Annotated in this window: 16 protein-coding genes and 1 tRNA gene; 12 read left to right on the top strand and 5 right to left on the bottom strand. The window is 46.5% G+C overall.

Annotated elements, in window-relative coordinates; genetic code table 11:
- Nucleotides 1–255: 255 nt before the first annotated feature.
- The 3 genes from IMZ16_RS02615 to IMZ16_RS02605 all read right to left on the bottom strand — a co-directional run bounded on the left by IMZ16_RS02615 (nucleotide 256) and on the right by IMZ16_RS02605 (nucleotide 1,663).
- A complete protein-coding gene (locus tag IMZ16_RS02615) occupies nucleotides 256–705 on the bottom strand; it encodes a hypothetical protein (protein ID WP_193440371.1) in 450 nt (149 codons plus the stop codon).
- A gap of 61 nt (nucleotides 706–766) precedes the next feature.
- Nucleotides 767–846 (bottom strand) — tRNA-Leu (locus IMZ16_RS02610).
- A 52-nt stretch (nucleotides 847–898) separates the two neighbouring features.
- Nucleotides 899–1,663 carry an MBL fold metallo-hydrolase gene (locus tag IMZ16_RS02605; RefSeq protein WP_193440370.1) on the bottom strand — a complete coding sequence of 255 codons (765 nt, stop codon included), beginning with the start codon at nucleotides 1,661–1,663 and terminating at the stop codon, nucleotides 899–901.
- 122 nt (nucleotides 1,664–1,785) lie between these two features.
- Here IMZ16_RS02605 and IMZ16_RS02600 point away from each other — a divergent pair, with 122 nt between their 5' ends.
- Together IMZ16_RS02600 and IMZ16_RS02595 are read left to right on the top strand one after the other, a co-directional pair.
- On the top strand, nucleotides 1,786–3,204 hold the full coding sequence (locus tag IMZ16_RS02600) for a TonB-dependent receptor (protein WP_193440369.1): 1,419 nt from the start codon (nucleotides 1,786–1,788) through the stop codon (nucleotides 3,202–3,204).
- 13 nt (nucleotides 3,205–3,217) lie between these two features.
- On the top strand, nucleotides 3,218–3,664 hold the full coding sequence (locus IMZ16_RS02595) for a GAF domain-containing protein (protein WP_193440368.1): 447 nt from the start codon (nucleotides 3,218–3,220) through the stop codon (nucleotides 3,662–3,664).
- Between the two features lie 20 nt (nucleotides 3,665–3,684).
- On the opposite strand, the gene mgtE is transcribed toward IMZ16_RS02595, so the two are convergent.
- A complete protein-coding gene (gene mgtE, locus IMZ16_RS02590; protein ID WP_073179317.1) occupies nucleotides 3,685–5,004 on the bottom strand; it encodes a magnesium transporter in 1,320 nt (439 codons plus the stop codon).
- A 64-nt stretch (nucleotides 5,005–5,068) separates the two neighbouring features.
- Nucleotides 5,069–5,629 (bottom strand): pyruvate decarboxylase, encoded by a 561-nt coding sequence (locus tag IMZ16_RS02585; protein ID WP_193440367.1) that lies wholly within the window; start codon nucleotides 5,627–5,629, stop codon nucleotides 5,069–5,071.
- Between the two features lie 153 nt (nucleotides 5,630–5,782).
- Here IMZ16_RS02585 and rpsO point away from each other — a divergent pair, with 153 nt between their 5' ends.
- The 10 genes from rpsO to IMZ16_RS02535 all read left to right on the top strand — a co-directional run bounded on the left by rpsO (nucleotide 5,783) and on the right by IMZ16_RS02535 (nucleotide 15,224).
- The gene (gene rpsO, locus IMZ16_RS02580) at nucleotides 5,783–6,052 is read left to right on the top strand and encodes a 30S ribosomal protein S15 (RefSeq protein WP_073179321.1); all 270 of its coding nucleotides are present in this window, start codon (nucleotides 5,783–5,785) and stop codon (nucleotides 6,050–6,052) included.
- 61 nt (nucleotides 6,053–6,113) lie between these two features.
- Nucleotides 6,114–6,335: a hypothetical protein gene (locus IMZ16_RS02575; RefSeq protein ID WP_073179323.1), complete on the top strand. Its 222-nt coding sequence runs from the start codon at nucleotides 6,114–6,116 to the stop codon at nucleotides 6,333–6,335.
- On the top strand, nucleotides 6,311–6,592 hold the full coding sequence (locus IMZ16_RS02570) for a Txe/YoeB family addiction module toxin (protein ID WP_073179325.1): 282 nt from the start codon (nucleotides 6,311–6,313) through the stop codon (nucleotides 6,590–6,592). Before IMZ16_RS02575 ends, IMZ16_RS02570 begins: the two co-directional genes overlap by 25 nt.
- 168 nt (nucleotides 6,593–6,760) lie before the next feature.
- On the top strand, nucleotides 6,761–8,962 hold the full coding sequence (locus IMZ16_RS02565; protein WP_193440366.1) for a polyribonucleotide nucleotidyltransferase: 2,202 nt from the start codon (nucleotides 6,761–6,763) through the stop codon (nucleotides 8,960–8,962).
- Between the two features lie 116 nt (nucleotides 8,963–9,078).
- Nucleotides 9,079–10,116 (top strand): glucokinase, encoded by a 1,038-nt coding sequence (locus tag IMZ16_RS02560; RefSeq protein WP_193440365.1) that lies wholly within the window; start codon nucleotides 9,079–9,081, stop codon nucleotides 10,114–10,116.
- Between the two features lie 5 nt (nucleotides 10,117–10,121).
- Nucleotides 10,122–10,763, top strand: a complete 642-nt coding sequence (locus IMZ16_RS02555; RefSeq protein ID WP_193440364.1) for an alpha/beta hydrolase — start codon at nucleotides 10,122–10,124, stop codon at nucleotides 10,761–10,763.
- A gap of 54 nt (nucleotides 10,764–10,817) precedes the next feature.
- The gene (locus IMZ16_RS02550) at nucleotides 10,818–12,236 is read left to right on the top strand and encodes an L-serine ammonia-lyase (RefSeq protein WP_193440363.1); all 1,419 of its coding nucleotides are present in this window, start codon (nucleotides 10,818–10,820) and stop codon (nucleotides 12,234–12,236) included.
- 17 nt (nucleotides 12,237–12,253) lie between these two features.
- Nucleotides 12,254–12,610: a phage holin family protein gene (locus IMZ16_RS02545; RefSeq protein ID WP_073179331.1), complete on the top strand. Its 357-nt coding sequence runs from the start codon at nucleotides 12,254–12,256 to the stop codon at nucleotides 12,608–12,610.
- Nucleotides 12,607–14,610, top strand: coding sequence for a S9 family peptidase (locus tag IMZ16_RS02540; protein ID WP_193440362.1), 2,004 nt, complete (start codon nucleotides 12,607–12,609; stop codon nucleotides 14,608–14,610). Before IMZ16_RS02545 ends, IMZ16_RS02540 begins: the two co-directional genes overlap by 4 nt.
- 32 nt (nucleotides 14,611–14,642) lie before the next feature.
- A complete protein-coding gene (locus tag IMZ16_RS02535) occupies nucleotides 14,643–15,224 on the top strand; it encodes a Uma2 family endonuclease (protein ID WP_193440361.1) in 582 nt (193 codons plus the stop codon).
- Nucleotides 15,225–15,232: the final 8 nt, after the last annotated feature.

Raw genomic sequence — 15,232 nt, 5'->3', positions numbered from 1 at the left:
ATCTTAAAAAATGAAAATTGAGTTCCGAAATTTTCCACCTTTTTTCTGCAAAGAAAAAGGCGAGGCGTATTTTACAAGGATGTAGCGCAGCGAAATCCTTCCGAATAAATACACACCTTGCAGGAGCTCCAAAAAATCCCCTTAAACAAAAAACTAAAAAAATGGGCCTGGCTAACTGAGAGAAAAAACCTATTTATCGCAGCAGATGCGCCAAAATTGGTAAAAAATTTAACTACGCTATTTACCCGATAAGTATCACTTCATTAGAACACCGCCAAAATGATGGTGGCTCCCAATGTTAATGTGAAATTTCAATTGAGATTGAAAAAAAATATCGTAGCCCAAAATATAGAATGCTTCGTGCACTTCCGCGCAGTTTTCTATCTCCGTTGTTAGATTGTCAAATGGCATCTTTAGTTTCTTTGCAAGCTCCTGAAAACAGTGCCAGGCTCCGAAAAAATCGTCAAAACATTTTATTGGCACCCCGTTTAACAAAACTTCATACTCCTCAAAGCCATCAAATTCAATAATTAAGGTATTTATATCATCTGAGATTGTAACTCTTCCGTCATTGAGTAAAACATTCCTTAAGAATTCTTCGTGGGATTCAATCAACATTTTTTCCAAACAAGGTTTTGATGTAGAATTACAAAATTCACTTTTAGAAAAACAAAGAATAAATAAAACAGAGGTAAATTTAGCCACCCTTTTGGCCACCCTTAAAAATATAAAACGCTGATAATCAAAAGATTAACAGCGTTTTTAGTACCCAGGACCGGGATCGAACCGGTACTCCGAAGAACTGGTGTTTGAGACCAGCGCGTCTACCAATTCCGCCACCTGGGCTTTTTTGAAGACTGCAAATATAATCATTTTACCCAAAAGAATGACGGTTCGGCTAAAATTTTATTTCCTGGCCATCATACGCGGGGAGAATACCCGCCGGCAGAATTTTGATGAGCTCCGAATGAAAACCTAGGTGGTGGCTGATGTGCGTTAGGAAAGTTTGCCTCGGCCGAAGCTCTTCCACAAGTTTCAGGACATCCGGCAAAATGAAATGAGCGGGGTGCGGCTCGGTTTTGCGAAGGCAGTTGACTATCAAAATTTCAAGATTCCGGAGCTTGCGCTTTTCTTCTTCCGAAATAAAACTTGCATCGGTGATGTAAGCAAGGTCCTTCAGCCTGTACCCGTAAATATCGATAGCCCTATGCCGTATGGTGACGGGAAGGATTTTCTCACCGCAAACCTCAAACTCTCCATCCACCGCGTGGAGGTCAAAGGTAGGGGCTCCCGGGTATTTTTCTTGGGCGAAGGCATATGGGAAGCGCGCGCGTATTTCATTGCCTACACGCTCCCGGCAGTACAACGGCATCCCGGCACCGTTCTGGAAAATGAGCGGCCGGAGGTCGTCCAGCCCGATTACATGGTCGTTATGTTCGTGGGTGATGAGCACTGCGTCCACTCTGGATTCCCTGTTGGCGAGCATCTGCTGGCGGAAGTCGGGCCCGCAATCTATCAGGATTTTTTTCCCCGAATCCGTGGTGATGATGGCGGAGGTGCGCAGCCGCCGGTCGCGCGGGTCGCGGGACAGGCATACTGGATGCGTGCAGCCGATAGGCGGAACCCCCTGAGATGTGCCGGTGCCAAGGAATTTTAGCGTCATTTCCAAATTTCGTGCGGTGCAAATTTACTCTATCCTATTGAATTCTTGCAGAATTTTCTCCCTTTGCTTCGCAATCATTTCATTGCCTCAGCCCAAAATTTTATCTTTGGGCAAAAATTTCCATGGCAGAAATCCGGCAGTACCTCACCGCCCGCCAAAAGGCGCTGGCTATCAACCTCAACCCAGATATTTACGGCACCCTTGCGGAGATAGGGGCGGGGCAGGAGACGGTGCGCCACTTCTTCCGTGCAGGCGGCGCATCGGGGACTATTGCCAAGGCAATGTCCGCCTATGATAAGGATTACAGCGACGCCATCTACGGGAAAGAGGAGAAAAACAGGTATGTGACACGCAGCCGGCTTGATAAGATGCTGAAATATGAGATGAGCCTGATAGAAGAGCGGCTGGACAATTCTGATAACCCGCGCCGGAAATTTTTCTCCTATGCGAATACCGTAACCACGATAAACTACGCCAAAACCTTTAAGGGACACGGCTGGGTGGGCATTATTTTCCAGGATAACCCCGGGGAGGAGCCGAGCGAAATCACGCTGCACATCCGCTTTAAAGAAAATGATGCCACCCTTCAGCAGGAAACCCTCGGCAACCTGGGCGTAAACCTGATTTATGGGGCTTTCTATCATTCTGATGACCCGCGCGTGCTGCTCCGTAGCCTGTATGACGATATATCGGTGGATAAAATTGAGATTGATATGATCGACTTCCGCGGGCCGGCTTTCCGCTATGTGGACAACCGACTTATGAGCCTGCAGCTGGTAAAGCTGGGGATGACGGACGCGGTAATTTTCGACCACGAGGGGGCAAACATCCTCCCGTCGGATTTCCTTTACAAAAAAAATGTCTATGCCGTGCGCGGTAGCTTCCGCCCGGTTACCCGCCTGGTGATAGATATGTTTGAAACCGGGATGCAGATGTTCCGAAAGGATGCGGAAGCAGACCCGGAAGATGTGCGCGTAGTGTTTGAGATTACCACTTCCAACCTGAGCGCGGAGGGGGTGATCGATGAGCGCGACTTTCTCGACAGGGTTGATATTCTCGGGCAGCTGGGCTACACCGTGATGATTTCCAACTTTTCAGAATATTACCGCCTCGTAGATTATTTTTCGGGCTATACCAACGGGTACATCGGCATAGGCATGGGGGTGAACAATCTTCTCCTGGTATTCGAGGAGCAGTACTACCAGCATCTTTCGGGCGGTATTCTGGAGGCGTTCGGGAAGTTTTTCCGCAAGGATATGAGGGTTTACCTTTATCCTTTCTACGACAAGGAAAGCGGCATCTTCCTAAATTCCAGTAATTTAAAGGTGGATGATAATTTGAAGGAGCTTTACAAATATTTTAAGAAAAACAGGAGAATTGTAGATATCGATGATTTTAATGCGAGCCTTGCCAATATTTTTTCAAGAGAAATACTACAAAAAATCTCAAACGGCGAAAAGGGCTGGGAGGCCGGCGTGCCCGATGGAGTGGCAGAACTGATAAAGACCCGCGGAATGTTTGGGTATAAAAGAAATCTTTAAGGAGTAAGCAAAAATGGATATTTTAAAGGAAAAATTAACGGAGGTTTTAACTTCGGGCGGCGCAGTAGAAGAGAGATTACTGCAGATCTGCCAAGTGCTGGATTCTGAGCTGCCGCATTTCAACTGGACGGGTTTTTATTTCAAAAACGGAGATAAGGATGAGCTCATCCTGGGGCCGTATGTCGGCGAGCCTACCGACCATAGAATAATACCTTACGGGCGCGGCATCTGCGGGCAGGTGGCGGTTTCGGGAGAAACCTTTTTAGTTCCCGATGTGCAAGCACAGGAGAATTACCTTAGCTGCTCCGCAGATACGAAATCCGAGATCGTAGTGCCGATTTTCAAAAATGGAGAAAATATCGGGCAGATTGATATCGATTCCCATACGGCCAACGCATTTAATGATGGGGATCGGGAATTGCTGGAGTGGCTCTGTGAAGAGCTGGGTGCTCAGCTTTAGTTTATTAGTAAAATTTAAGCCTAAAGTAGTTTCCCCGCGAGGAAAAGCCCGGCTACGGTGAAGTAAATAATAAGCCCGGTAACATCCACCAATGTCGCTACGAATGGTGCCGAGGAAGTAGCGGGGTCCAGGTTCAGTTTTTTCAGGATAAACGGAATCATCGAGCCGCTAAGGGTACCCCAAAGTACGATAGCCACGAGAGAGAAGGATACCGTAAGCCCCACAGAGCTCCAGTATTCTCCATAGTCGTACAGGCCTGTTTTCTGCCAGACTAAAATCCGTATATACCCGATGATTCCGAGAATCAGGCCGAGCAAGATACCGGAAACAATTTCCTTGCGCATTACATACCACCAGTCTTTCAGCGTGATTTCCTGCAGGGCCATAGCGCGGATGATAAGCGTGGCAGCCTGGGATCCCGAGTTGCCCCCGCTGGAGATTATCAGCGGTACGAAGAGTGCCAGTACCACGGCTTTTTCGATTTCCTTATCAAAATAGCCCATCGCAGATGCGGTGAGCATTTCTGAAATAAAGAGTATCACCAGCCAGGTACCACGCTTGCGCACCATCTCGGCGAGGGAGGTTTGCGTGTATGGTAGATCGAGGGCATCCAGACCTCCGAATTTCTGGATGTCTTCGGTGTTTTGCTGTTCTATCTGGTCAAGGATGTCGTCAATGGTCACAATCCCTACCAGCACTCCGGCTTCTGTGACGATGGGCAGGGCATTCCTGTCATATTTTTCGAAATACTGAACGGCATCCTCACGGCTTGTTTTCGTGTGGATGGCTACGAAATTATTGTCCGTAATCTCGGACACTAGCTGCTCCCGGTCGGCAAGCAGTAGGTTACGGATATCCAGGTCGTCTATCAGGATATTGTTCTGATCCACCACATACAGGTAGTTCAGGGTTTCCACCTTGCCCCCGATTTTTTTTATCTGAGCAAAGCACCGCTCCACAGTCCATTCCTTGCGGATCTGCACATAATAAGGCGTCATCATCCTGGCGATGGATTCCTCCGGGTATCCCAAAAGCTCCAGTGCTACGCGCCTTTCCTGCGGGTTGAGGTGGTTGATAGAATATTTAATAAGCTCGTCCGGGAAATCTTCGAACAGCGCCGTACGGTCGTCCGGGGGCATGGCGTTGAGGATCTCTGAGACCTCGCTGCTAGTAATGCTCCGTATCGTATCTTCCTGAAAATCAGGATCGAGATGAGAAAATACTTCGGCTTTAAATTCTTTGGGAACTTTCAAAAATTCCATTACACGGCGCTCTACATCCAGCTCCGAGAGGTGCTCAGCAATATCAGCAGGGCTTAGTATGGACTGATTTTCTTCCAAAGAATTTTACAGAATTCGGCTGCAAAAATAAACGAAAAAATGCAATCCTCACAGGTATATTTTATTAACTTTTAAGATTCTTCCTTGTAGCTCTTCGAATTTCTTTCTTTATGTCGTTCATCGCGCCACTTGTACCTATCTTCACGGAGTTTTCAGTGCTGCCAAGCACCCGGTACTTGCGCCGGAGCGTATCGTAGCTGCTTTCGGAAATTAAATTCCCCTCTTTGTCAAAAAGTTTCATGCTTACTACGGCCTGGTTTGAGAAGACATACTGCCCTATCCCCACCTTAAAGTATTGAATTTTTGGGACTATGGCAAAATCCGCATCGTTATTTTCACAGAAAATTTTCACAAGTTCGTCATCCACATCGTCATAGTTCAAGGGATCCTCCACGCGCAGCATTGACCTCTTTTTAAACTGCTCCGCATGGTCAGAAACGGCGGAGAAAAAAGCTTCGTAGGTGGGTGCCTTCAATTCATCAATATCCGGCTCTATCTCCGGGCTGAAGTAGAGAATGCGGCTGAAACCCTTTCCCTCCGGCAGTGCGTGTCTTTGGCCCGCCGCGAGCTGAAAGGAAAGTACGGCAAGGAAAAGCGGTATGACAGGGGATAGCTTTATTTTCATTTATAATCTTGCACAGCAAATATTTAACCAATTGAGTAGAGATTTGGGGTAAAGGTAATGGGAAATAAAAAAATAAACCAAAAGCTTTTGTAATTCAAAAATAATTTTTAATTTCGCGGCCTGTTACATAATAATCATTAAAATAATATTGGCATGTACTTAGCACCTGAAAAAAAGGCGGAAATTTTCGCAAAACACGGAAAATCTGAAAAGGATACCGGCAGCGCAGAAGGACAGATTGCGCTGTTCACCTACAGAATCAATCATCTATCTCAGCACCTGAAATCGAACCAAAAGGATTTCGTGACGGAGCGCTCGCTGGTGGCATTGGTAGGTAAGAGAAAAAGGCTTCTGGATTATCTGAAGAAAAAGGATATCGAGCGATACAGGGCCATCATCGCAGAATTGGGCTTAAGAAAGTAAGCACAAAGGCAACTCGGAAATCGGGTTGCTTTTTTGTTTTAAATTTTATAAATTCGTGGCTATGGAAACCGTAAAGATTTCATTTGAAATTCTGGACGATGCAGATCTGGTGCAGGTGAAAAAGGTAATTCGTGCCATCGGCGGAAAAAAAATCAGAACCGAAAATCCGAAAATTCCCACAAAACTTGAACGCCGCATCGCAGAAGCCGAAAAGGAAAGAGCCGAAGGAGAATTAATCCCTGTGGATCCCGAAAATTTATGGGAAAGTTTAGGATTAACCTGAGTAAAGGCGCTGCGCAGGATTTGAAAAAGCTTTACAAATCCGGCAGGAAGGCAGATGTTTCCAAAGTTCAGAAAATTTTCGTAGAACTGGAAGAAAACCCGAGAGAAGGCACGGGAAATCCGGAGCAGCTAAAGCACTACGAAATCCCAACCTGGAGCAGGCGCATCAATAAGAAGGATAGATTAGTTTATCAGATTTTTGATGAAGAAGTGGTAGTTACCGTGCTTCAGGCACTTGGTCATTATAATGACCGGTAGAAATCATAAAATCTAATTACTTTTTTCTGAACAGCCGTTTCTTCAATGGCGGTTTTGTTTGGATGCCCAATCTCCAAACGCCATTTTTTCATTACCTTTGCCGGTGAAAATTTAAAAAGTTTAAATAGGTAACGCGTGCAATACGGCGCGCAAAATTCAAACAATTTTATGAATGCTCCCGAAGCAATTATTGAAAAATTTCAGCTGAAAGATGGGCGAGAAGTGTCCATAGAAACGGGCAGGCTGGCTAAACAGGCCAACGGCTCCGTAGTTGTAAAATGCGGCGGCACTATGCTGCTGGCAACCGTGGTGGCGAATAAAGATGCCAACCCAGGTGTAGATTTCCTGCCTTTGACGGTGGATTACCGCGAAAAATTCTACGCCGGCGGAAAAATTCCCGGCAACTTTTTCAGAAGAGAGGCGAGGCCTTCCGATGAAGAAATCCTGACGATGAGACTGGTGGACAGGGTTCTGAGGCCGCTGTTCCCAAGCGATTTCCACGCAGAAGTTCAGGTGATGATTTCCCTGATTTCTTACGATAAAGAGACCCTGCCGGAAGCATTGGCAGGTTTGGCAGCTTCCGCAGCGATAGCGATTACCGATATCCCGTTCAACGGGCCTATGTCCGAAGTTCGCGTCGTTCGTATTGATGGGCAGCTTTCCGTGAACCCAAGCCTTGAAAACCTGAAAAAAGCCGACCTTGATATTATGGTGGGCGCTACGAAGGATTCCATCGTGATGGTGGAAGGCGAAATGAAGGAAATCACCGAACAGGAAATGCTCGAGGCGATAAAATTTGCGCACGAGGAAATCAAAGTGCAAATCGAGGCGCAGGAAAGGCTGGCGGCAAGAATTCCGGCTGCTGCGGTGAAGAGGACTTACGAGCACGAAACGCACAACGAAGAGCTTCGTGAGCGCATTACGAAAGAGCTTTACGATAAGGTTTACGAGGTTGCCAAAACGCCTTCCGCAAAAGAAGAGCGCCACGAGAAATTCGGAGCCGTTCTGGCGGATTTCCTTGCGCAATATTCCGAAGAGGAACTGCTGGAGTACGAGGCATTAGCCAAAACATATTACCACGATGTGGAAAAAGAGGCGATGCGACAAATGATCCTGAACGAAGGCGTAAGGCTGGATGGCAGGGATCCGAAAACCATCCGCCCTATTTGGTGCGAGGTGGATTATCTGCCTGGTGCACACGGCTCGTCCATTTTCTCACGCGGTGAAACTCAGTCCCTTACAGCCGTTACCTTAGGTTCGATGAAAGATGCCAACCTTGTGGATTCCGTAGCTGCGGAATTTGACGAGAAATTCTTCCTGCACTACAACTTCCCGCCGTTTTCAACCGGCGAAGCAAGGCCTTTGAGAGGAACATCCAGAAGGGAAGTAGGGCACGGCAACCTGGCTCAAAGGGCGCTGAGCAATATGATTCCGGAGGAAAATCCTTACACAATCCGTGTGGTTTCGGACATTCTGGAATCCAACGGCTCATCTTCAATGGCTACGGTTTGCGCCGGAACTTTGGCACTGATGGATGCCGGCGTTCAGATTAAGAAACCGGTTTCCGGAATTGCGATGGGGTTGATTACCGATCCAAAATCCGGGAAGTTCACCGTGCTTTCCGATATTCTGGGTGATGAGGATCATCTTGGCGATATGGATTTCAAAGTGACGGGAACTGCGGATGGAATTACGGCTTGCCAAATGGACATTAAAATCCAGGGACTAACGATGGATATAATGGAAACAGCGCTGGAACAGGCCAGGGAAGGCAGATTGCATATACTGAGTGAAATGATGAAGACGATTTCTGAATCGAGGGAAGATGTGAAACCACACGCACCGAAGATGGAAGTGCTGGAAATTCCGAAAGACTTCATCGGCGCTGTGATAGGCCCTGGCGGAAAAATCATTCAGCAGCTGCAGAAGGATACCGATACGGAAATTGCGATTGAAGAAATCGGTGAAATAGGGCGCATTGAAATTGCGGGCGTTGACCGTGAGAAAATCCGTGCAGCGATTGAGGCTATCAATGAAATTACCTTCGTGCCGGTTGTTGGCGAAGTTTACAAAGGCAAGGTGGTGAAGGTGATGGATTTCGGTGCGTTCATCGCGTTGGCGAAAGGTACGGAAGGACTTCTACACATTTCTGAAATCGACTGGAAGCGCACGGAAAAAGTGCCGTACGCTGAAGGCGACGAGGTGGAAGTGAAATTCCTGGGCTATGATGACCGCAAGAAAATGCGCCTTTCCCGGAAAGTGCTCCTGCCAAGGCCACCAAGACCTGAGAAACCGAAAAATGAGAGGCCAAAAAAAGACAGCGGCAACACTGAAAACAGCGAGCAGCAAAACGAAAGCGGCGAAGCATAAAACAAAATCCCTGGGAAATTCTCAGGGATTTTTTTCTGTTTCTAAATTAATTTTGGTGCAACTTTTGATTTTGAGCAAACCGCAATTTGTCTTAATTTTGAACAAAATTTTCAGCTATGGCAGTTCAGTTCCCGCTCTATTTTCCCGGTAAAAATTCCGATGCGAAGGATGCAGCAAAGGTGCTTGCGGTGGATCTCAGAAAAACGCGTTCCACATTTGCAATTTATCAGGTGGAAAACTGCAACCTGAAACTTGAGTGCAGGAATGAGCTGAAAACCGACGAGTTTTCGTCCTTTACAGAAATGGCGAAGGCTTATCTTTCAACCTGCGATTTGCCTTTTGACCGGGTATCCATCGCGGTACCAGGCCCGGTAATTCTGGGCAAGGTGGAAACGGCGAACCTTCCGTGGCCGCTGGATTTGCAGGAAATAAGACAGGAACTGAAGGCTGAAAAAGTATGCCTGGTGAACGATATGGAAGCCACGGCCTACAGCCTTGGCGATCTTTCAAATTCTGAAGTCATCACAATTCACGCGCCGGAAGAAATAATGCCGGGCAATGTTGCGCTTTTATCGCCTGGAAACGGTTTAGGTGAAGCCGGTTTGTTCTGGGACGGCGCTACGCTTCGCCCGTTTGCAACGGAGGGTGGGCACACGGAGTTTTCGCCGAGAAATCCGTTTGAAGTGGAATTTTACCAGTTTCTCAACAAAATTTACGGCATCGTAAGTTGGGAAAATGTGCTCACGAAATCCGGAATTTACAACATCTACCGCTTCCTTCGTGATGTGGGCAGGCACGAAGAAAAGCCTGAATTATCCGGCACAATTACGCAGGGCGATTTCATCAAAAATTTGGCAGCAGCAGGAAATGATGAGCCTTCAAGGCTGGTGCGCACAACCTTGGAATGGTTTGCGGAATTTTTGGCAAGGGAAGCGAATTATCTGGCGTTAAAACTAAAATCAACCGGCGGACTTGTAATCACCGGAGATTTGGCGAAAGAGCTGAGGCGTTTCATCAACGCAGAGCAGTTTTACAAATCCTTCAGAATTTCTGATAAAATGGATAAGTTGCTGAAAGACATACCGCTATACTTCGTTTTCAACGACGATGCTATTGCAGAAGGTGCCGCACTTTATGGCGCATATTACGAATAATTCCGATGAAAGTTTATATCGTGAGCGGACTTGGCGCTGATTTCAAGGCGCTGGAAAAGCTGCAGTTCAACGAAAATATAGAGCCGGTTTTTCTCGATTGGCTGATGCCAGAAGAGCGCGAATCCTTCCCACATTATGTGGAAAGGATGGCAGCCAGGGTGGATGATTCAGAGCCGTTTTACCTGCTGGGCTATTCTTTCGGCGGCATCATCGTTCAGGAAATTCACAAGCGGAAAGCCGCGGAAAAAGTGGTGATTCTGGCTAGCATTAAAGCCGGGAAAGAGCGTTCCAGATTTATGGAACTCGGCAGAATTACGATGATTCCAAAGTATTTGCCGGCACGCTTTTACAACCAGAAAAGTGCGGCGGCCTATGCGGTTGTGCGCCGGTATTTCGATCCTACAAATCCCAAGCTTCTGGAATATTTTACGGTGAGGGAGCCTTATTATCTGAAATGGTCAGTGGAAAAAATCGTGGAATGGAACGGCACGGAAAACCCTGAAACCATACAGATAATGGGCGATAAAGACATCGTGTTTCCCATTAAAAATTCTTCGCCGGATTTCGTGATAAAGGGCGGCACGCATCTGTTTCCAGTGATGAAACCCAAACCTGTGTCTAAAATCCTGGCGGATATTTTTGTATAAACCACTGGCATTCAATAAATTATGAAAAGGCGGAAATTTTAATATTTTTGTCTGATGCAATCCATTAGTGTTTTTGAGATTATCAAGGTGGGCATCGGCCCTTCGAGTTCGCATACGATGGGCCCTTGGAACGCCGCCGAACTTTTCATCCAAAAAATTCAACGCGAAAATTCCATTGAAAATGTTCAGGAAGTTTTCGTGGAATTTTTCGGCTCATTGGCAAAAACGGGAATTGGCCACGGCACCGATATTGCCGGTATGCTGGGACTTTGCGGCTATGATTTTCGCACGATAGATACCGGAAGGATTGATGAAATCATCTCCGAAATCAAAAATTCACAAAAACTGAATTTAAACGGTGAGAAAATTCTGCCGTTTGTTTACGGTCATCATCTGATTTTAAACAAGGAAAAAACTTTGCCGTATCATCCTAACGGAATGATTTTCAGGGCATTGCTGAAAGATGGCTCGGAAATTTCCCAGGATTATTACTCGATTGGCGGTGGCTTTGTGGCAACGCAGGAGCATACGACGATTGAGAAGCACTGCACGAGAACTCTTTATCCTTGTCATCGTGGCGGTGATATTTTGTTTTTCGCCGAAAGGCTCGGGCTGAAACGCGTTTCGGATTTGGTTTACCTGAACGAAGAAAGCTGGCGGACAAAAGCGGAGACCGATGAACAGGCGCTTTACATCTGGCAGCAAATTCGGGAATGCATATATAAAGGTGTGAACCGCGAAGGAATTTTGCCTGGCGGTTTGAATGTGGCGCGGCGTGCACCAGAAATCAACCGCAGGCTTTTGGGCGGAAAAAAGTATGGCAACGCTGATGAATGGTTTGAACTTTTGAAGGAGAATGACGGCAGTTTCAACACGATAAACAAGTGGGTGTCCTGCTTTGCCCTGGCTGTGAACGAAGAAAATGCGAGTTTTGGCAGAATCATCACAGCGCCAACGAATGGGGCAAGCGGCGTAATTCCGGCAGTTTTGGCTTATGCGCATGTTTTCACGCCGTTCAATTCCGAAGAAGATGTGGTGAGATTTTTGCTGGTAGCCGGAGAAATCGGAACTTTGTTCAAGAAGAACGCCACAATTTCCGCAGCGATGGGGGGCTGCCAGGCTGAAGTGGGCGTTTCTGCATCGATGGCTGCGGCAGGCCTTACGGAAATAATGGGCGGAACGCCGGCGCAAGTTTTGATGGCAGCGGAAATTGCGATGGAACATCATTTGGGCTTGACCTGTGATCCAATTGGTGGGCTGGTGCAAATCCCTTGCATCGAACGGAATTCCATGGGTGCGATGAAGGCGATAACCGCCGCCAACATTGCGATAGACAGCGACCCTGCGAAAGCGAGAGTGAGCCTGGATGAAGTGATACAATCGATGTGGGATACCGCGCAAAGTATGAATGAACGGTTTAAAGAGACTTCGGAAGGTGGGCTGGCCATCGCTGTAAATGTAGCTGAGTGTTAACGAAAATTTAAAATATTATGAAATTAATTGTGAATTTGTTAATTACGGCGGTTTCTGCCGTTTTGCTTGAGCAGATTTTGCCGGGCATTCAATTTGATAATTTTGGGAAGGCCTGTATTTTCGCTTTGGTGCTGGGGCTTTTCAATGTTACGATTACGCCTTTGTTGAAAATTTTAGGCCTGCCTTTAACGATTTTAACCTTCGGGCTTTTCTCATTGGTAATCACAGCAGCGGTTACGCTTTTTACGGCTAATATTCTGAACGGTGTGTTTATAGATGGCTTCTGGTGGGCATTGCTGTTCAGTATTCTGCTGTCGTTCGTTACTTCTTTAATCAACAAAATAATTTATCCCAATAAAAAATCGTACCGATGAAAATTAAATTTTTTCTGAGTTTTATTGCGATTTTCATAATATCGGTTTTTAATGGGCAAAATGTGATGACACCGGAAAAACTTTGGTCGCTGAACAGGATGAGCGTGCAGGCTGTGGCACCGGATAATTCTGCGCTGATTTATTCCGTGGCAAAAACCGATTTGCAAACTGAGAAAAGCAGCAGCGAAAAATTTTTGCTGAACCTGAAAAATAATAGGGCTGAAAAATTGGATTTGGGAAAAAAATCCGTGATACAGTGGGATGCCAACGGAATTTATGCCAAGGAAAACGGCGTGCTTTTCCTGAGCAAAGATACCGGAAAAAGCTGGACGGTATTTTATAAAATAGGTGATGATGCGGGGAATATCGTGATTTCGCCGGATGCTAAAAAGGTGGCTTTCAGCAGAGAGGTTTTGCTGGAAAAAATTCTTGCGAAAGACAAATATGAAGATGTTCCGAATTCCACGGCGCAAATTTACACCGACCTGAATCACAGGCATTGGGATGCGTTCAGCGAAGGGAGATTCAACCATATTTTTATCGCGGAAACTTCGCAAAGCGTTGAAAATGCGACGGATATTCTTGCAGGAAAAAAATGGGATTCGCCGCAAAGACCCTTCGGAGGAAGTGAAGATTTTATTTTCAGCCCGGATTCTTCGCAGCTAATTTTCGTGCTGAAACCATTGAGCGGAATAGATTACGCCAAATCCACCAACACGGATATTTTTGCTTACGACCTGAAAACCAAGGCATTACGAAATTTATCGGCATTCAACAAGGGCTACGATGTGAAGCCGAAATTTTCGCCGGATGGAAAATATTTGTCCTGGCTTTCAATGCCGAGAGACGGTTTTGAATCTGATAAGAATAATCTGATGCTAATGGATTGGAAATCAGGGAAGTACCGGAATTTAACACAGAATTGGAATGAGAGCATTACCGGAGATTTTGCCTGGAACGCGGACAGCAAAGGTCTGTTTTTCACGGCGGCTTTTCGCGGTTCCAAGCAGCTTTTCGGTGTGGAGATTAATCAGCCAAAAGTAAGGAAAATAGCCGGCGGAAATTTTGACATCAACAGCATTCACGCGCAAACGAAAACTTCGCTGATTGTTGGCAGAACGGACTTTAACCATAATAATGAACTTTTTTCAGCGGATGTGAAAAGTGGAAAGATGATGCAGATTTCCGATGTGAACCGCGAAAATTACAGCCAAATTTCGCCATCGAAATCAGAAATGAAAATGGTGAAAACGAGCGACGGAAAGGAAATGGGGGTTTGGTTCATCTACCCACCGAATTTTGACCCGAATAAAAAATATCCCGCATTACTGTATTGCCAGGGCGGTCCGCAATCTGCATTAACGCAGTACTTTTCAATGCGCTGGAATTTCGCTTTGATGGCAGCGCAAGGCTATGTCATCATCGCGCCAAACCGCCGTGGAATGCCAGGTTGGGGCACGGAATGGAACGAGGCGATTTCCAAAGATTGGGGCGGGCAACCGATGAGAGATTACCTTGCGGCAACGGATTTTGCGAAGACTCTGCCATTTATCGACGGTGAAAGAATCGGAGCTGTGGGCGCAAGCTACGGAGGATACAGCGTGCTGATGTTGGCCGGAATTCATGAGGGAAGGTTCAAGACTTTCATTTCGCACAACGGGCTTTTCGATATGAAAATGTGGACGCTGACCACGGAAGAACTGTGGTTTGCAGATTGGGATGTGGGCACGATTTTCGATAAGCCGCTGCCAAAATCCTTCACGGAATATAACCCATCCAATTTCGTGGAAAAATGGAACAGACCGATGATGATTATTCAGGGGCAGAAGGATTACCGCGTGCCTTACGAGCAAGGGCAGGCAGCGTTTCAGGCGGCGAAACTCCGCGGATTGAAAGCGAAATTTCTATATTATCCTGATGAAAATCACTGGGTGCTGAAGCCGCACAATGCGATAGTTTGGCAGCGCGAATTTTTCGATTGGCTGAAGGAAACGCTTTAAAAATCAATTGTTTAACTTTGGAAAAAAGTGCGATGGAAATCACGAGCCTGAATCAGCTGGATCTGGATAAAACCTACACCTATGCCGATTATCTTCTTTGGAAATTTCAGGAAAGGGTGGAACTTTTGAAAGGACAGATTTTCAAGATGAGCCCCGCGCCTTCGATGAAGCATCAGAGCATTTCGCAAATCATTAATTTTAAATTGCTTCGCCAGTTTTATGATTCGGGATGTGCGGTTTTCACAGCGCCTTTCGATGTGAGATTGCCGAGCAAATCGGGCGATGTTTTCACGGTGGTTCAGCCGGATTTGTGCGTGATTTGCGATAAAACCAAGCTGGACGACAAAGGCTGCAACGGTGCGCCGGAACTGATTGTGGAAATTCTTTCGCCGGGAAATTCCGCTAAGGAAATGGGCATAAAATTCAATCTGTACGAAGAAAGCGGCGTGCAGGAGTACTGGCTTGTACAGCCGGCGGAAAAGGCCATCCTGGTTTACACTTTGGAGGAAGGAAAATTCATCGGGCTGCAACCTGTGACTTTGGGAATGACGGCGAAATCGCGGAAATTCGAAGGGTTGGAAATTTCTGCCGATGAAGTTTTCCGTGATTTTTAAACCCGAAA

The organism is Cruoricaptor ignavus, assembly GCF_014961145.1.
Taxonomy (GTDB): Bacteria; Bacteroidota; Bacteroidia; order Flavobacteriales; family Weeksellaceae; genus Cruoricaptor; species Cruoricaptor ignavus.
Note: the sequence above shows the minus strand (reverse complement) of the source record. Positions and strands in the feature narration are given on the sequence as shown.